Source organism: Gordonibacter sp. An230 (assembly GCF_002159915.1).
Classification (GTDB): Bacteria; Actinomycetota; Coriobacteriia; order Coriobacteriales; family Eggerthellaceae; genus Rubneribacter.
The window spans coordinates 1-18,942 of the sequence record NZ_NFJP01000044.1 but is presented as its reverse complement, the minus strand read 5'-3'; the positions used below and the strand labels follow the sequence as shown (position 1 = coordinate 18,942).

Annotated in this window: 12 protein-coding genes; 4 read left to right on the top strand and 8 right to left on the bottom strand. The window is 56.4% G+C overall.

The genetic code is table 11. The features are described 5' to 3' along the window. The 5 genes from B5F40_RS15075 to B5F40_RS15055 all read right to left on the bottom strand — a co-directional run. The coding region (locus B5F40_RS15075) for an N-acetylmuramoyl-L-alanine amidase family protein (protein ID WP_446718607.1) at positions 1-674 on the bottom strand (674 nt) is incomplete at its 3' end. A 294-nt stretch (positions 675-968) separates the two neighbouring features. Continuing rightward, positions 969-2,477, bottom strand: a complete 1,509-nt coding sequence (locus B5F40_RS15070) for an N-acetylmuramoyl-L-alanine amidase (protein ID WP_087195093.1) — start codon at positions 2,475-2,477, stop codon at positions 969-971. Beyond that, complete coding sequence (locus tag B5F40_RS15065; RefSeq protein ID WP_239443090.1) at positions 2,471-5,275, bottom strand: YfhO family protein; 2,805 nt, start codon at positions 5,273-5,275, stop codon at positions 2,471-2,473. The genes B5F40_RS15070 and B5F40_RS15065 overlap by 7 nt, the downstream gene beginning before the upstream one ends. 18 nt (positions 5,276-5,293) lie before the next feature. Beyond that, on the bottom strand, positions 5,294-7,129 hold the full coding sequence (locus B5F40_RS15060) for a glycosyltransferase (RefSeq protein WP_087195091.1): 1,836 nt from the start codon (positions 7,127-7,129) through the stop codon (positions 5,294-5,296). Positions 7,130-7,426: 297 nt separating this feature from the next. Continuing rightward, positions 7,427-8,461 carry a LicD family protein gene (locus tag B5F40_RS15055; protein ID WP_162611005.1) on the bottom strand — a complete coding sequence of 345 codons (1,035 nt, stop codon included), beginning with the start codon at positions 8,459-8,461 and terminating at the stop codon, positions 7,427-7,429. A 336-nt stretch (positions 8,462-8,797) separates the two neighbouring features. Here B5F40_RS15055 and B5F40_RS15050 point away from each other — a divergent pair, with 336 nt between their 5' ends. From B5F40_RS15050 to B5F40_RS15035, 4 genes are all read left to right on the top strand, one after another. After that, positions 8,798-9,589: an ABC transporter permease gene (locus B5F40_RS15050; RefSeq protein ID WP_239443089.1), complete on the top strand. Its 792-nt coding sequence runs from the start codon at positions 8,798-8,800 to the stop codon at positions 9,587-9,589. Positions 9,590-9,597: 8 nt separating this feature from the next. Further along, positions 9,598-11,451 (top strand): ATP-binding cassette domain-containing protein, encoded by a 1,854-nt coding sequence (locus B5F40_RS15045; RefSeq protein ID WP_087195088.1) that lies wholly within the window; start codon positions 9,598-9,600, stop codon positions 11,449-11,451. Positions 11,452-11,760: 309 nt separating this feature from the next. After that, a complete protein-coding gene (locus B5F40_RS15040; protein WP_087195087.1) occupies positions 11,761-12,870 on the top strand; it encodes a glycosyltransferase family 2 protein in 1,110 nt (369 codons plus the stop codon). Positions 12,871-13,279: 409 nt separating this feature from the next. Continuing rightward, positions 13,280-13,789 (top strand): hypothetical protein, encoded by a 510-nt coding sequence (locus B5F40_RS15035; protein ID WP_087195086.1) that lies wholly within the window; start codon positions 13,280-13,282, stop codon positions 13,787-13,789. Between the two features lie 45 nt (positions 13,790-13,834). Here the strand turns inward: B5F40_RS15035 and B5F40_RS15030 are convergent, their stop codons facing one another. The 3 genes from B5F40_RS15030 to B5F40_RS15020 all read right to left on the bottom strand — a co-directional run bounded on the left by B5F40_RS15030 (position 13,835) and on the right by B5F40_RS15020 (position 18,628). Then, positions 13,835-15,403, bottom strand: a complete 1,569-nt coding sequence (locus tag B5F40_RS15030; protein WP_204217440.1) for an ATP-binding protein — start codon at positions 15,401-15,403, stop codon at positions 13,835-13,837. A gap of 226 nt (positions 15,404-15,629) precedes the next feature. Continuing rightward, the gene (gene glf, locus B5F40_RS15025; protein WP_239443088.1) at positions 15,630-16,751 is read right to left on the bottom strand and encodes a UDP-galactopyranose mutase; all 1,122 of its coding nucleotides are present in this window, start codon (positions 16,749-16,751) and stop codon (positions 15,630-15,632) included. Between the two features lie 44 nt (positions 16,752-16,795). Beyond that, positions 16,796-18,628 (bottom strand): polysaccharide biosynthesis protein, encoded by a 1,833-nt coding sequence (locus tag B5F40_RS15020; protein WP_087195083.1) that lies wholly within the window; start codon positions 18,626-18,628, stop codon positions 16,796-16,798. Positions 18,629-18,942: the final 314 nt, after the last annotated feature.

Below are 18,942 nucleotides of genomic sequence, written 5' to 3'. Positions count from 1 at the left end.
CCTTCGATGCTCTGCCACCCGTGCTTCATCCTCCCGTCCACGGGGTCGTAGCGGTACCAGGCGCCGTCGATGCAGGCCGAGCCCATGAGCATGCGCCCGTCCATGCGGTCGTAGAAGTACCAGGCCCCGTCGATCCACTGGGGGCCGGTGAGCATGCGGCCGTCGGCCGGGTCGTAGCGGTACCACGAGCCGTCGAGCCACTGGGAGCCGTGCAGCATGCGGCCGTCGGCACCGTAGCGGTACCAGGCCCCGTCGATGTAGGCCGGGCCGGTCCACATGTAGCCCTCGGCCAGGTCGAACCAGTACCACGAGCCGTCCACGCAGCGGTTGCGGAAGGTCAGGGTGCCGTCGAGCGGGTCGTAGTAGTAGGACCGGCCGCCGTCGGCGTGCCAGCCGGTGACCATCCTGCCGTCGGCGCCGTAGCGGTACCACGAGCCGTCGATGCAGACGACGCCCGTCGCCATGGCGCCGCCCCGCGCGGGGTCGAGCCAGTACCAAGAGCCCCCGAGGAACAGCGGCCCCTCGAGGGGCTCGCCGCCCTCGTAGTAGTACCGCAGCCCGTCGACCTCCACCCAGCCGTCCCCGGAGGGCGAGTATCCCGCGCCATCGATTTTCTGCGCGGAAGCCTCCTCGAGCACACCCAGCAACCCTTCTGCACCGCCGTCATCTTCCACAGGCGCATGATCACCTCCCTCGACGAGCTCTGCATCGGCCTTTTCCGAACCGCTAGGAAAATACCCCGCGGCCTCTTCCTCCCTCTCCTCGGCAGAGTTCCCAGCTTCTCCATCCTCCGCAAGCTCGGCATCCGAAATGTCGGAGAGTGATCCTTCGTCTACGCGACCTACCCCTGCCTGCTCAAACGCAAGCGCCTCTGCAGCAGGAGCGCACAACCCGAAAGAAAGAGCGATTGCAAGACCAACATAGACTGGATATTTCGGAATTCTTTTCACGGCACCTCCAATCGGCATCTAGAATCCTGATCCTATGCATGCGTCGGTGAGCGACATTTCATAGATGCCATCGGCAAGCTCGTCGACAATCCGATCGCGCTTTTCCCGGAAAGCATTCATGTCAAAGGAATTGTCGATGAAGCATATCTCCAACAGCGTCGAAGGCAGATACCCTCCCACAACGGCAAGCTCGCTACGCAGCATCCCCCGATCCTTCAGCCCAATGCCCGCCCCGAGATGCCGATGCATAATCGCCTGCACCGCCCCGGATCCTTCAGGAGAATTATAGCTATGGATATAGCTTTCGTATCCCGAGCCTCCCCCAGCATTGAAATGCACCGAAACAAGCGTCGAGCACCCTTCATCGACCGCTTGATTCTGCCGCTTCCGATACCATACAGAACTTGAATCCGTATGGGTCACCACCTCAATGCCATACTTCTCGCGGCAACGAGCCGCCACATCGTTCACCAAGGCCGCCGTAAGATCGGCTTCCACACCCCCCACGCCAAGCGAACCGGGATCCCATTGGCCAGAAGAGCTGGAATTCCATCCATGCCCCGCATCGAGATATACGCGGAAGTAGGGAACCTCGTAGCCCTGCCTAGCGTGAAAGCGGTAATTCCCCCCATCGATCACTTGCTTGCCAAAACACATCTTTCCGTCCAAAGACCCGTAATAATAGCGATGCCCGTCGATGTCTTGCCACCCATGCTTCATCTTCCCGTCCACGAGGTCGTAGCGGTACCAGGCGCCGTCGATCCACTGCGAGCCGTGCAGCATGCGGCCGTCCACGAGGTCGTAGCGGTACCAGGCGCCGTCGATCCACTGCGAGCCGTGCAGCATGCGGCCGTCCACGAGGTCGTAGCGGTACCAGGCGCCGTCAATGTAGGCCGAACCGGTCCACATATAGCCTTCGGTCAAGTCAAACCAGTACCAATCCCCGTCTATGCAGCGGTTGCGAAACGTCAGCGCCCCCGATTCGGGATCATAATAGTAGGTCTTGCCGTCGAAAGACTGCCATTCCGTAAGCATACGCCCATCGGAAACGTCGAAGCGATACCACGAACCATCAATGCACAGCGAACCCTTAACGGCAACGCCATCTATAATATAGTACCGGGAATCACCTTGCTGCACCCAACCGTCGGACGCATCGTCAAAGCCCTCCCCCTCCGAAACAGCGAAATCCCCTTCCTCTTCGATTTCGGCAGCACCTTCTCCGTTCTCCACCCAAGGAACGCCATTTTCCTCATCGACCGCTTCCTCGGAAGAAAGGTCGTCTTCGAGCTCGTCGGTCGGCACACCTCCTTGAGAAACCGGCTTCGATGCGTTCTCTTCGGCGCTAGAGCCGTCCTCTTCTCCAGTCAAAAAATCCTCCAAGGGCCCTTCTTCCGAAGCGGATCCGAGATCGCCATTGGCGTTTTCCAGCTCTGCCGCTTCGACAGCAACGGCAACCGTTGGCGGAACGGAAACGCTCACCGCAAGAACAGCCGCAACAATGCCGACACCTATTTTCCTCAACACTTTTCGCCACCGCCCCTTTCCATGAGCCTTTCCGGGGACTTTCCTTTCGACTTCGCATAAGCCCCTACGCGCCAGAGAGTGAAAATCGCCACCGATGCGAGGGAGACGCCGAAGCCAGCCGCCATCCCCGGAACATGGTACTCCATTGAAAGATAATTCTCCCCCTCGTCCATCTCCAACACCATAAGACCGTTAAATGATTGAGGTTCTTGATCCCGGCCGTTTACCGAAACTTTCCATCCGTCCTCAACGGGAATGGTCAAAAGAAGTTTCTGCCCATCAAAGCTCCCTTGGAAATCCGCCTCCACGTATCCATCTTCGACGCTTTTCACCTGCAGCGGCGCCGCCGCAAGCTTCGCAAGGGACTCCTCGCATCGCTCCCGATTCAGACTCGCAGCAAATACCTGATCAGCATCGAGCTCTTTCATTTCCGCAGACCGCTCAAACCTCACTTCGACCGACGCACCTTCGGTATAGTCCCCCAAGTACACCACATTGGTATCGAACAGGCCGGCGGAAACGCTTTGCACAAAAGATCCGTCCGCAAAAAGCGCACCGGCGTTTTTTGCGCCCCCATATACGCCATCATCGGTATTGAGATAGAGGTAAAGCGGGCCATCGGCTTGCGCTGTCACCAAAAACTCGTCCGCAGCCGTCGCAGATTCAGTAGCCGCAGCGGCATCCGCATCCCCCGCGTTCTCCCGAGAAACCACCAAGGCATCCCTGTAAATCCCCGACTCGTCATCTCCAGTCATAGCCGAAAGCCATTTTTCCTGGTTGGAAAAGACATCCTCGGACCACTCCACCGAAGCAATATCCTCCGCCACGCCATATCCCAGCGGCAAGGCGTTGTCGTTTCTGAAGATATTCGCCCCTTCAGCAACATCTTCTGCCGTACCCACCATGCTACAGCCAGGCAGATAGTCATACTGGACGAACAGATACTTCAGCCCCAGAAGCGAGTCGGGAAGCAGCATGGGCGAATTGTAAACCGTAATCGAGCGGAACCCAGGGGTGTCGCAATAACCGAGACTGCCCAAAAGATCGTTGACGCTTTGCTGCATGTACGAACTATAATGCGTCAATCCCCGCATTCCCAACGCCATGTATTCCGAAAGAACCTGATCATTGACATCCGAATCCCCAAGTGAACTGAACGTGCCCTTCTCCGCTCTGTAAAAGGACTCCGATTCAGAAGAGGCCACTTCATTCAAATGCGCCTCGAAACCCTTCATATATTCCTCGTACGAATCAACCGACATAAGCGCCACGTTGTATTCGGGTGTATACACGATGCGAGAGACGGCCCATGCGTTTTCGACAACGAAGCACAGGGAGAGCGCGCACGGCACGATAACCGACATCGCCTGCCCCCACCTTCTGCCCGCAAAAGCACGAACGGGCGAGGGCGTCCGGGGCTCTTCCTTTCCCTCATATGCCCACCTCGAAAAGAGAGGCACGCAAAGAAGCACAGCGAACAGGAGCATAACCGCCAATTGAAAGACCAGCATAGGAAGCGAATCGAACGGGATCCTGAGATGCTCATACAGCATAGCGCCAGAGAAAAGAACGAGCGGCACGGCCAAAGAAACCGCCCTTTTCTTTCGAGGCAGTTTCTTCAACAGGGAGAACGCCAAGGCAGCCGCAACAACCAGAGAAAACTGCCAGATATAGATAAAGCGAGGGATATACGAATCGGCGCGAACGAACCCCGACCAAATCAATCCAAGCGGCTGGTATACATACGAAGCAACGAACACCGCAAGCACAACGGCCACAGCGACCTTTATCTTACGGTGCCCGGGGATGAAAAACAGCGACATCGCCAACAGAAGCGCAAGTCCCGAAATGGGGAAATTCCCAAAATCCGGCTCAAACACGCTCGCATTGCCAAGGTAGTAGTTCCTTAGCAGATCATCCAAGCTATACGAAGCGGAAGACCACGACACCCCAGAGGCCGCAGCATTGGTCGTCACGGCAGCGGCACCGAACATCGCTTTGATGATCGGCAGAAAAACCACCATGCTCGCGCCGAGAGCTAGCAGCATCGTGCAAGCAAAATAAAGGCCTCGCTTGATGAAAAACATCCAGCTGCGTTGCGGAGAGAATGCAACCTCCAAAAAAAAGCATATGACCGAGAACAGGCACGCCATATAGGCGCAGTACCAGTTGTCGACGATGCACAACGCCGTCACCACGAAAAGAAGCAACGGACGTTTTCGCTGCACAACATAATAAACGCCTAAAGCGAAAAGAGGAAGCGCGACGATATTGTCAAGCCACATAATGTTGCTTCCTGTCGTAAAGAGGCACATCATCGTCCCATACGAGCAAGACAGCAGCACATGCACGATACCGTGAAAACTAAAGCGCTTGCGAAGAAACACATGGCACGTCACGCCGCAAAGCGGCAGTTTGAGCATCATGAGAAGCGAGAAGAATTTCGGAACATCTGCCGAATCTACAAAAGCAAGCAGCAGCGTAGTGGGGGACATGGCCATTCCTTGGAAAAGGCTGAGCGTACCCCCTCCAAGAGACTTGGCAAACGAGTAAAAGGGACTGCCCTCTCCATGCAGTATCTCGCTTGCCCAACCGGTATAGCCTACATATTGCCAAAGCCCATCGGCGCGAACAAATGCCGTATCACCGAAGGGATAGATGGAGGCTTTCGCCATGCCCAGCAAAAGGGCAAGCAGGCAAACGCCCCAAACCAAGGCATACTCGTAGCGGCGGCGAGCCTTCAATCGCCCTAGGCATCGAACGACAAAACCATGCGCTCCTCTTTCATTCACCAGCATATTCACCACGGCAAGGCACTAATCGATCTCAAGATACTTCATCCAAAACGGCAGAGAAGTCATTTCGTCGCGCGCGGCTCGATACTCTGCGGCAACGGATTCGGCCTGAGAACGATATTGCTTCATAAGCTTGGCGTAGCGCTTGTGCAATCTTCTGAATCGCTTTTTATCCATCGTACGCAGCACGCCTTGCCGTCCGTCAAGGCTTACGGCAAGCACGTTTTTGCGTAGGCGGGTTTTTTTCGCTGGATAGAACCATCCGTCCCATGGAATGATGGCCAGGTCATCTTTCAGCAGGAAATCAGGAAGCCGATGTCCGCTATACGTCAAGTAATCGACAAGGCGTTCAAAAAACGTACGCTCGGTAACATTGAATAACGCCGTGGGATCTATAACTGCGAAATCAAGCCGAGGGTCATCGATCTCAGCCAAATCAACCAACTGCTCATTGAGTTTCGCTTGCTTCTTGAGTATCTCCTCCCCGCGATCTTCCATAATGAACCGAGGACCCTTAAGGTAGTCTTCCAGAGCGTCAAGGCTTTGCTCCACGGCATCATAATTCAGCGTCTTGAAATCGAGTTGAACGTTATGGCGAAACTGCTCCATAAAATCAACTCCGGAGAACACTCCCGTGGTCGACTGGGCAATCAAACTATTCCGAGGCACTTGATAACGCTCCAAATGCGCCCTGAACTTCAACGCCAAAGTCAAATGCCAGACGCATATCCCGTTCATCGTGATGAATCGATTTGCCGCCCGATTGCCATACTCCGCATCATCCCCCCGAATGAAGATGGGAAGAGGAAGTCCCTCTCTTTTGATGACGTTCGTCGGTATGCAGCAATACCACCATCCCGCATAACGATTGGGTTTCCGGATTTCCAGCGAGTCGTTTTTAACCACATCCTCCAAATCTTCAATATCGAGACGAGGCTTCACTGGGCCATACAGACCATCTGATCGCACCCAACCGACATCCTCATAGAATTCGTTTTGGCGCTCGTATGAAATCATAGCGCCACTGATAAATGCATCCTGATATTCTTCATTAACCAACGACAGCACATTGAACGTTCGAATCAGGCTCTCGGGAGACACCTGAACATCATCGTCCATCAGCAAAACATGAGTGGCTTCTGTACCTTGCTGGCGAAGCGCCTCTATGATTCCACGAGTAAAGCCGCCCGCCCCTCCAACATTTTTGTTCGGATGCACCGTCACCGACGGCCCTGAAAGCCCTTCGGCGTCGAGCGTTCTTCCATTATCCACAACATGGAGATGGAAGTGGGCGTTCATCACCTCATCGCTTTCCAAAATCCGACTCTTGATGAGTTCGATATTAGGTATGATGAATTGCTCTTGACGAAACGTCGTGGTAGCAAGCGCGAGCTCCACTGGCCGCACGTCCGCTTCATTCACCTGCGAATAGTAATACCCATTCCGAAAAAGACAGAGCCCATAGGTGACGATTTCGAAACTCAACAATTCGGCATTTTCGTTATTGAACTCAAATTCGATCGTCTTGAACTCCTGCGACGCAATCCGCTCAGCCCCAAGTCTTATCCGCTTGGGTTTTGCCAGCGTTTCCCTGATCTCAATGAAGGAAACTTCGCAATCGCCGCACAACTCGAGATGCACATGCACGTTATCCACAACAGTATAGCGACGCCATTTCTTATTGGAGAATACGTTGAAAAACGTAGCAAAATCGAATTTCTCGTAAGGAAAGAGCGTAAACGCACCTTTGCTCTCGTCAAAGGGAACCGACTTCGAAGTTCTGCAATACAAGCTGGGATAATCTTGAAACCGATCATTGCTTTCCAGAAGAACATTGGCAAGCTTGACTCTCTGCATTGCACCTCTCCACCATTCGCCATGAACTCTTGCAATCTGCCAACTTGTCCACACAACACGGGATCGCCCACGATAACGGACAACAAAAACAGACCCATCATACACCAATATGACCGAAATGAGAGCGACCGCCCACACACCCGGTTCAAATAAATCTATTCTTTATGAGAAAACGGAGTTCGAAATTTGCTACATCCTGAAAAATTCCGCAAAAGGAGCGACACCATCCAAAGGGTTGAATGCACCGTGACAAAGGTTCACGGCAAGGAAGGATACGATCGGGCGAACGAGAGCCCGTCATTCATCACGACCGAAGCGATCAGCGAGAATATCCGCATCGACCTTACTTTTGTCGATATGCTCGAAATGCGTGTGCAGATCCTTCGGCAGCTCAAGCCAATCCCCATAGCAGCTGGAAAGGATTTTCTCGTATTCCCTCGGAGCGAAACACTCCACCCCCTCGAAACGCACACGCGTCATGGGAAAAATGTCGGACAAGGAAAAGGCACGCGCGCCGCTCGCGGGATCGTCCATGTTTTCAAGACCGTATCGGAGCACGGCGGCCTCTTCGCGAGGGCAGATGAGCCCTTCGACCTCCGCACGCCGCCGATACCGATCGAACACCTCGGCTATCTTCTTCGAGCACCCATCGCTCGCAGAGAGGTATTTTTTCCCCTCCAGGCCATTCTCCTCCTCTTCTCTTTTCACCTCGTCCACCAACTCTCTGCGCAAAGCGGCATACGCCTCCGCGATGCAGGCGGCGTCTTCCGTGTAATCATAGATGAAAACGTCGATGAAGCACGGCACGGCAGCATCGGCGTACCTAAAGCGAATCTGCTTGCAGTAGACGTTCTGATCGTAGACGACGGACCATTCGTACCGGTCATCGCCTTCGACGATTTTCGCCAAGCGCTCGGAATCATCGAAGGGCATGCCGACATCGAGGTCATCGTCCCATGGAATAAACCCGCCCTGCCGAACTGCGCCAAGCAAGGTCCCGTACGAGAGAAAGTACTCCAATCCATGGGCCTCGCACAATTCGACGAACTCGCCCAGCAACGCGACCCCCCCCCGTTGTAACAGGCGAAGCACCCCCGTCGCACGAGGCAACGAGCGGTGGATCCGCATTTTGGCCTCCCGGTCGGTCTCCCCCTCACGTCGGGCGATCTCCCACAAAAGAAGCTTCATATGGGCATCGTGAGTGGCCAACTCCCGGAACGCATCCTCAAGGCGTGGAAGCAAACGGTCTTCGAACTTGTAGTCAATATTCCCATTGATTCCATAATCAGCCTGTTCGATTCGGGCAAAAAGCCGCCCATTCTCCTCGTACAAGCGCCGATTATCCTCCGCAAGGGCATCCAATCTCTCCCCCATCGAGCGAAAGGCGTCCCTCATTTCGTCGGAAATCGCGTAAAACCCTTTCGCGGAAGGGGGGAGGATGCGCATTCGAATCCTCTCGACCGCATCTCGGAAACCCATGGTCGTACCTCCTTACAGGGAAATTGGCGTTTCTTCCTATTTTATCGAAACGGATCTACCGGATCTACCATCGACTTCGCGATTTGGACTTTTCGTGGGAGCGAGTGCCCGAATACCCGATGGGGTACAATAACAACTCGGAATCGTTTCAGCGCAAAATCTTTAATTTGCGAGGATAGCACGAGGAGCATGATGACTCAGGCATCGGCAATAAGCGAGTTTAAAAGGAATTGGTTCACCATTTCCTCACTCGTGTCCAAAGATTTCAAGCTGAAATACCGCCGTAGCATCCTCGGAGTGCTCTGGTCGGTGCTCAACCCGCTGCTCATGATGTGCGTGCTTGCCGTCGTGTTCAGCAACGTCCTGAAGTTCGGCGGCGATGTCGAGAACTTTCCCATGTACCTGATCTTGGGCAACATCCTCTTCGCGCTCATGGCCGACTCGACCTCCGGAGCAATGGGATCTATTCTGGAATCGGCGCCGCTCATCAAGAAGATCCGCGTCTCCAAGATGATCTTCCCCTTGGAGAAGGTGCTGTTTCAGCTCGTCAATTTTGCAATATCCCTCATCGCGGTCGTCATCGTCATGCTGGTTTTCCGCATCCCCCCAACCGTCAACTTGCTCGCATTGCCCATCCTCCTCATATTCATGATGCTGTTCTGTGCTGGCCTTGGCATGCTACTCTCCGCCCTCGCGGTGTTCTTCCGCGACGTCTGCCACCTTTGGGGCGTCGTCATCACCGCATGGACATACGCGACACCGCTGTTTTACCCCATCAACATGCTTCCCGACTGGATGCAATCGGCCGAGACCTTCAACCCCATGTATCACTACGTCACATATTTCAGAGACATCGCCATGTACAACATGCTGCCCGGACTGAAAGAGCAGTTTATCTGCCTTGGAATGGCGCTTGCAACCTTCGCCATCGGCTTTGCCGTATTTAAAGCCACCGAGAAGAAATTCATCCTCTACGTTTAGGGGGAACCATGCCAGAAAACGTCAACACCTCCCCCCTCGTCCTCAACGCGAATCCCGATCCGGAGGACGACACCCGTCCCACCATGGTCGCAGTCGAGCACGTCTCCATGGTGTTCAACATGGCAAGCGAGCAATTGAACAGCCTCAAGGAGTACGCGATAGCCCTCGCCCGGCGCGAGTTGATGTTCAAGGAGTTCCGCGCCCTCGATGACATATCTTTCGAAGTGAAGAAAGGCGATGTGTTCGGCATCTTGGGAACGAACGGCTCTGGGAAGTCCACCATGCTGAAGATTATCGCAGGGGTTTTGGAGCCCACTACGGGAAAATGCGCCATCAATGGCAATATCGCACCGCTTATAGAGCTGGGAGCGGGCTTTGATATGGAGTTGACCGCCCGCGAGAACATCTATCTGAACGGAGCGCTCCTGGGGTACTCCCGAAAGTTCATCAAGCAGCATTTCGATGAAATCGTCGAATTTGCAGAAATCGAGAAGTTCCTCGACATGCCCATGAAGAACTACTCCTCGGGTATGGTGGCCCGTATCGCTTTCGCCATCGCGACGGTCATCGTGCCGGAGATTCTCATCGTCGACGAAGTGCTATCGGTCGGTGACTTCATGTTCCAGCAGAAATGCGAGCGCCGTATCACGCAGCTCATCAAAGATCATGATGTTACCGTTCTCATTGTGTCCCACAACAACGCCCAGATAGAGCGCCTTTGCAACAAGGCTATCTGGATCGAAAAAGGCCACACGCGCATGATCGGGTCAGCCCAAAACGTATGTCGTACTTATCGCGTGCTTGGCGGTCATGTCGGTAGCGCGAAAGCGGAACGGCATGTATTCGAAATGCTAAACGAAAAAATAGAAGTCTCCGACGGGATAGCAGATGTGATAGCAGGAGAGAGCAGATACGGAATAGCGGCTAAACTCGCAGCGGAATGCAAATTCCCACAAGGCAGCCCGGTCATTATCGCTCCCGGAGAACTAGCCTCCCCTTGTATGAGCGCCACAGCACTCGCCAGCCTCATGAACGCCCCCCTATTGCTTACGAAACCAGACATGCTTCCCGATGCCACCCTCCAAGAGCTTAACAGGCTGGCACCGCATCGAATTGTCTTCATAGGAAGCGAAACTGTCATTTCCTCTTCCGTAGTCAAAGCCGCCGCAAACGCTTGCCCGAAGCGCCCCGAGATCATTCGACTTGAGGGAGATACAGCTTCTCAGTTATCATGGGAGATGTACTCATTCGGCAAAGAGGGAGGGGCATGGGGCGACACCGCGTTCATCACTTATGATGGCTGCACCGCCGACCTCATATCGTTCTCTCCTTATATTTTTCAGAAGAAATGCCCTGTGTTTTTCCTTATCGAGGATGGAGTAATCAACGAGCGCACTAGGGAGGCTCTCGAGAAGGGTGTTTTCTCCCATCTGTATGTTTTGGGTGGGTCGCAGCGAGTCTCAGATGAATTCCTCGAGCGCTGCAGACGGGCCGGAACGGAATTCGAACGGATCATCGGAGATGGCCCATATCATGCAAACGAATTGATCAATGATAAGATCACATCAAATACACCGTCCAATCAATCCAGTGTCAAAAGTCCCATAACCGTCGAACGGCTCATCGTCTCATCAGCTTGGATGCCGTTCGACGCGCTTACTGCAGGAGTTTATGCGGGCAAAACCCATTCTGCATTTCTCCTAGAAGACCCTCAGGACCTCGACAGCGTCTCGCATGCACTTTCCTACATTGAAAAGCAACAAGGAGCCGTACGCCATCTCACCTTCCTCGGAGGCTCTACGCACTTCTCATCCCTGGATCAACTCATATTGTCCAAGGCGGTAATGCGTGCTGAGCGATAGTGTTTCTATAGCATTTCTCACTATGCCGTAAGAATGCCCCCAATGCTGCAGCCTCGCTCCTTCGCTTTATGAAACACGATGATCTCTAGAACTGATTCTTCTTCAACGCCAAATTCGCCTCATCTCGTCAGCTGATGCCGACGATCAGATAGTCGCAATGGATGCATGGGACGTCCCTCCCGACCTTCTCCAGTCTTTCAATGAATTCATGTGGGATTGCCCCCATCGCCACACCCTGCGCCTATATAGCGGCTCTTTATCGTATACTAATTCAACATCTTGCAGAAACGTGAGGAGAAGCAAGCTCTCATGGCTTTGGACAATCCTTTGATCAGCGTGATCATCCCCATCTACAACGCCGAGCAGTACCTCGGCCAGTGCCTTGACAGCGTCAAGGGGCAGACTTATCGCAATCTGGAGATCATCTGCCTCAACGACGGGTCGACCGACAATTCCCTTGAGATCATGCGAAAACATGCGGCTCAAGATGAACGCATACGCGTCATCGACAAGCGAAACCAAGGCTACGGCGCCAGCTGCAACCGTGGGCTTGACGAGGCACACGGCACTTATATATCCATCGTGGAGCCCGATGACTGGCTGGAGCCGCGCATGTACGAGGACATGCTGGCTTTCGCCAACCAGTTCGAAGAGCCCATCGACATCATCAAGACGGCCTATTGGCGCATCTGGCTGCCCGATACGCCGAAGCAGCGCAAGCTGAACTGCAGCTACAAGGACCGCATCCACCCGCCCGCGCAGCCATTCGCCATCAAGGACGCCGCTCATCTGCTGTGCCACCATCCCTCCATCTGGTCGGCCATCTATCGGCGCGGATTCCTTGAGCAGCGCGGCATCCGCTTCAAGGAGATTCCCGGTGCCGGCTGGGCAGACAACCCCTTCCTCGTGGAGACGCTCTGCCAAACCGACCGCATCGTCTATCTGGACAACGCCTACTACTGCTACCGCGAGGAAACGCCCGAGAAATCGAAGGCGTTCGCGCAGCGCAGCACGCTGCTGCCCCTCGAACGCTGGAACGACATGATGGACGTGCTCGAGCGCCTTCAGGTGACTGACCCCGCCATCCTGCGCGCGCACAACAGCCGCGGATTCACCTACCTGAGCGGCATCATCGAAGAGGTCGACCTCTCCCACGATGACGTGCGCGAGGCAGCTGCGCACATGTTCGAACGCATGGACGCAGACCTGGTGTTCTCCGATCCCGAGATCTCGCCGGGATGCAAGCGCATGTTCGCCGAGCTGCGCGGGCTGCTCTGCCCCCGTATCGACAAGATGGCCTACCTCCGAGGGCTCGTCTCGCAAGGCGTTTATAACCTCAAGAACACCGGGGTGTCGAACACCTTCTTCGCGACGAGTAACTACCTGAAGAAACGCAAGAAACGCACCGGAGGGCGATAGACCGCCATTTGCATAAATGCCAGCAACCCCCCCCCATCCTTCAAGGATGCCCCACCCTGCCGATGACGGGGCTGTCGGGCTCAAAGAACGCCCGGCAGCCCCGTCTCGTAAAAGAACTCGTGCTTTCCAAAGCCGAGCTCTTTCCGCAACAGTTACGATAGAATCCGTCAGAAGGAGCCGTCCCTTCACGTAGGACAAACACAGGGCGCATAAGCTCCAAGGCATACTCCTTTGCAGGAGCAGAGCGAACGCAGCCAGAACAATTACCCTCCCGATATGTTTAACGGTCTGCCAATGGGGAATGTCCAACTTATTTTGTCTCCCGCACGATGGTGGGGACAATTCGATTCGATGAAGTAAGCATTTTGAAAAAGCCAGACCGTCTTATTCGTTGTCATCCGATAAGAGGATGGATCTCTACAAGCTTCGCATGAGCGTGGCAAGAGACGGCAAGCAATACGCGATATCGCCTCACGAAACCAGCGAAAGAGCCTCATTGGCCTCGCCGAGCAATTCGGAGACCACTTGTCCGAAATCCTTCGAACGCTGGCACGACATGTTGGATGCGCTTCAACGGCTGAACGTTTCAGACGCAAGCGTACTCGACGCGCTTTACGAACGGGGTTTCACCTATCTCGCGGCCACTCAGGCCAACGCAGGGTTCGACCAGGAAGAGCTTCGTGAACCGGCAGCGAGCATGTTCGAGCGCATGGACGCCGGCCTCGTCTTCGCGAATCCGGCCATCCCGCCCAGCGGCAAACGCTTCTTCGCCCAGCTGCGCGGCCTCCCTTATCCGACAAACCTCGGCAAGCTGACCTACCTGCGCGTCCTCGCAGCAGAAGGGCTCTACAGCCTCAAGAACCTCGGCCCCGCCAACACCCTCGCCGCCATGCGAGACTTCCTGCGAAAGTCAAAGTGACGCAAAAGAGCCGCTCTCGCAACTCCGCATAACCGCCAGAAACCATCACCCCTCGCGAACAACCCAACCCTCATCAATGGTGCGCCGCTCGGGGTCGAAGGACACCCCCGCCTTCACCACGCGCTTGCCGCCCGCCTCCCACGGGATCGCGTAGCCCTTGGAATCGATCTGCGCAAGCGCCTCCTCGGCGGTGCCGCCGTACTTGAGCTCCATCACGTAGACCGTCTGCGCGCTCTCGAGCACCAGATCCACCCGGCCCGACGACGTGCGCACTTCGGAAGACACGCGCGCGCCGGCCACCTTGAACGCCACGAACAGGAGTGATTGGAACGCCTTCTCGTCCTTCGGAGCCAGATCGTAGGGAACCGCCGCCAAAAACGAACGCAGCAACCCCAAGGCGCGCTCCAAATCGTCCTCGCGCACGGCACGCGCGAAGCCCACCGCGAAGGCATCACGCTCCACATCGCCCATCGGCGCGTAAGCGGGCAGCAGAGCGTTGTACAAGCCCTCACGCACCTCTTCGTTCGGGATGCCCAGCATGTAAGCATCATAGTCCGCATCGTAGCTTTTGATAGTGAGGTACCCCGCTTGGTACATGAAGGGAACGGGCGTGGCCGTGTCCTCGGTGGGAGCGTCGAAGGTCACCGCACGAGCCTCCACGCCCTCCAGGTCGGAAAGGTCGAAGCCGCTCGTCTTGAGCATGCGCACAAGCGACGAGGGGGTTCCCGATTCGAACCAATACGAGCCTATGCGGCCGTACTGCAGGGCGTTGACCAAACTGTAGGGATTGTAGATATCGGGCGAGCCCTCGCAGAAGCGATAGCCGTCGTATTTGGCCTTGAGCGCGGCGCGGCACTCCCGCTCGGACATCCCCATGCGCTCGGCAAGCAGCTCCACATCGGGCGCCAAGTCGCGCCCAAGCTCCTCGGCGGTGATGCCGCAGACGCCCGCGAAGGAAGGCTCCATGCTCACGTTCTGCATATTGTTCAACTCGCTGAAGATAGACAGCTGGCTGAACTTGGTGATGCCAGTGAGGAACACGAAACGCAATTGGGGCTCCAGAGCCTTCAAAGGCGAGTAGAACTCGCGCATGACCTCGCGAAACTCCTGCAAACGCTCCGGATCGTGCATGACGCCGAGAAGCGGGGCGTCGTATTCGTCCACAAGCACGACGGGACTTTCCCCCGTCTTTTCAGCCGCCATACGCACAAGCGTTTCCAAGCGCGCCCCAGGCGAAAGACCTTCCTCGCTTACACCCCACTTCTCCTCCAGCGAAGAGAACAACATGTCGAACTTCGCAATGAGCGCCGAGAGCGTCACATCCTTGAAGCGACTGAAGTCGAACCGCAGCACGGGATGCTCCCGCCATTCGCCCTCCAGCCCTTCGATCGCCAAACCCTCGAACAGATCCCGACGACCCTGGAAATACGCCCCCATGGTGGACACGAGCAAGGTCTTGCCGAAGCGCCGCGGGCGCGAGAGGAACACGTACTTGCCGCCCAAGTGCGTCAAGTCGTACACGTAACGGGTCTTGTCGGCATAGAGGAAGCCGCCCTCGCGGATCTCCTCGAACACCTGCCGCCCCACCGGATACTTTCCTACCGCCTGTGCCACACCCGCCTCCCATCGACATCGACCGTACCCAACCGTATCCATAATTATACCAGCTAACGCAGACCCTCTCGGAACGGTCGGAGAGCCGTTGCGCGTCTGCCGCAATCGGATGATATCACCCGACCAAACCGGCCGGACGCCCCCTCCTTCGCCCGTCTACCGCAAAAGGGGCGGCACCGCGCGCATCGCGGCACCGCCCCCCTTCGGCAAGCCCTCGGCGTCTGCCCTACGCGCGCAGATCCACCTCCAGCTCGGCCTTCACCACGTCGAATGCCGCGTCGATGGCCTTGTCCATGTCGTAGTACTTATAGCCGCCCAGGCGCCCCGCGAACACCACGTTGCCCTCCTGTTCGGCCAGCTTCGCGTACTCGGCGTACAGCGCGCCGTTGCGCTCATCGTTGATGGGGTAGTACGGCTCGTCGCCGCGCTCCCACGTGGCGGGATACTCGCGCGTGATGATGGAGACGGGCTGCGTGCCGAACTCGAAGTGCTTGTGCTCGATGATGCGCGTGTAGGGCACCTCGCGCTCGGTGTAGTTTACCACCGCGTTGCCCTGCCAGTTGTCGCACTCCACGCGCTCGCTCTCGAAGCGCAGGCTGCGGTACTCCAGCGCGCCCAGCCGGTAGTCGAAGTACTCGTCGATGGGACCACAGTAGATCACCCTGTCGGCGATGCCGGGATGCTCCGCGATGAAGTCGCGGTACTCCGTGTCCAGCAGCACCTCCGTATCGCCCAGCATGCGCTCCACCATGGCCGTGTAGCCGCCGATGGGAATGCCCTGCCAACGGTCGTTGAAGTAGTTGTTGTCGTAGATGAAGCGCACCGGCAGCCGCTTGATGATGGAGGCCGGCAGCTCCGCGCAATCCCTGCCCCACTGCTTTTCGGTGTAGCCCTTCACCAGCTTCTCGTACACATCGCGCCCCACGAGCGACAGCGCTTGCTCCTCCAGGTTTTTCGGTTCGTGCACCGCGCAGGCCGCCTTCTGCTCCTCGATGATGTCGCGAGCCTCGGCCGGCGTGCGCACGCCCCACATCTTCGAGAAGGTGTTCATGTTGAACGGCATATTGTACAACTCGTCCTTGTACACCGCCATCGGCGAATTCACATAGTTGTTGAACTCGGCGAAGCGGTTCACGTACTCCCATACCGGCCGCAGCGACGTGTGGAAGATATGCGCGCCGTACTTGTGCACGTTGATACCCTCCACCTCTTCCGTGTAGATGTTGCCTGCCACATGGGAGCGCCTATCGATGACCAGGCAGGACTTCCCCACCTTGCTCGCTTCGTGAGCGAACACGGCCGACGTGATGCCGGCGCCGACGATCAGGTAGTCGTAATGAGATTGCATGCGCATTCCTTTCGTTTCGGGAGCGCGCCCTTCGCAAAGGGACGTCACTCGCAATTCACCGTATGGCAGTACGTGGGCACGGCGCTTCCCAGAACGCGCACCGCGTCCTCGTCGCAGCCGCCAAGCGCCTCTTCAAGCTCGTCGAGCTTCGCAGCCACCTCTTCGTAGCTGATCTCTTGGCCAGTGGAGATCATGATGGATCGGCTCTCGGTGGCAAGCGTGCTTTCTTCGTCCATCAAAAGCTCCTCGTACATCTTCTCGCCATCGCGCAAGCCGGTGAACACGATCTCGATGCCCACGGCCCCTGAAAGACGAATGAGGTTCTTCGCCAGATCGAGTATCTTCACCGGCTCCCCCATGTCGAGGATGAATATCTCGCCGCCCTTCGCCATGCCGCCCGCCTGGATGACGAGGCGTGTGGCCTCGGGAACGGTCATGAAGTAGCGCTCGATCTCAGGATGCGTCACCGTAACAGGACCGCCGGCAGCTATCTGCTTTTTGAACAGCGGAATGACGCTTCCGTTGCTGCCGAGCACGTTCCCAAAGCGCACCGCAGAGAAGATGGTTTTGGAAGCGCATGCATAATACTGGATCACCATCTCCCCCATGCGCTTCGTCGCCCCCATGACGCTCGTCGGATTGACCGCTTTGTCCGTAGAAATGAAAATGAACCTCCGAACGCCGAACTTGTCGGACGCGCGCACCACGTTCAGCGTACCGAACACGTTGTTCTGGATCGCTTCGCGAGGGCACGCCTCCATAAGGGGAACGTGCTTATGCGCAGCCGCATGGAACACGGCCGAGGGACGGTACCTTTCGAACAGCTCGTCCACGCGCTTCCGATCGCATACGCTGCCGATCTCGACGCGCACGTCGACATCGTCGTATTCGGAGAGCAGCTCAAGCCGCAGCAGATACGCGTCGTTCTCGTATATGTCGAACACAACGATACGGGCAGGAGCCACCTTGGCCAGCTGGCGGCACAATTCGCTGCCGATGGAACCGCCGCCCCCGGTGACGAGGACCGTTTCGCCGGAAATGTAACTTGAGGCGATGCGCGTGTCGAGCACGATCTCCTCCCGACCGAGAAGATCCGCCACGTCGACATCCAGAAGCGCCACGTCCCCCAGCTCGTCGATGCGCAATTCACGGATGTTGGGAAGGGTTTTGAGCTTGCAATCCGTCTGAGTGCACACGGAGTAGATATGGCGCCGCTCTGTCGCCGTGGCAGATGGGATAGCCACCACGATCTGCTTCACATCGTACTGCTCGACAAGCGACAATATGTCGTCAGTCCCTCCCGCCACCTTGATGCCATGGATGCGGGATCCCTTCTTCGTCGGATCGTCGTCGGTTGCGACAACCGGGACACCCGGCATATTGGGATCTTTGGAGGCCATGCGCGTAATGGTGAGGGATCCCGTCTCACCCGCCCCGACGATCAAAGTTCGAGGACGCTCCACCTCGGTCGAAGCGCGCACAGGATGCTTACGCCGCAAAATGCGCCAGACCATGCGCACACCGCCCATGATGAGCACAAGCAGTATCGCCGATGCAACGAACACGCGAATAGGCAAGCGCACGTTGATAACCCATAAAAACACGGCCCCTGCCAACGTGGAGAGCACGACGGAGAGCATGATCTGGATCGCCTCATCAACGCTCGCATACTCCCACAAATTGTTGTACAAACGAAACAGTGCCAGACCAGCGATATTGAACAGCGCCAATATGCCGAGCATGAAATAGATCTCGTTGTTGACGAACACTTCGTCGTACACATTCGTCAACAACGAAGCAAGCCAATAGGAAAGGTACGTGGACGCCACATCACACAGCAGCAAAAGCGCAGCACGCTTTGCAATATGCAAGTCCATCACAGCCCCTTTGCATCATGCCATCTAACTGTTTTATTGTAATGGAATAAACGATCTCGAGACAGCGCCATTCAAAGAGGCCACGAACACAGCATGTTTCCTGCGACGGCCGCGATTCGCCCGAACCGCAGCCTCACCACCCGCTTGTACGGCGCAACGCCTTCGAGCCCCCCCCCCGCGCGAAAAAGGCGCTCGCCCCCGGCCGTCCCCCGGCCGGGGGCGAGCGCCCCTCGGAGCAGAAAAGCGCCCTCCGCGAGCGCGACGCCCTGTCCTCCCGCGGGCTGCCCCGCAGTACTTTCGGCGATGGCGGGCTT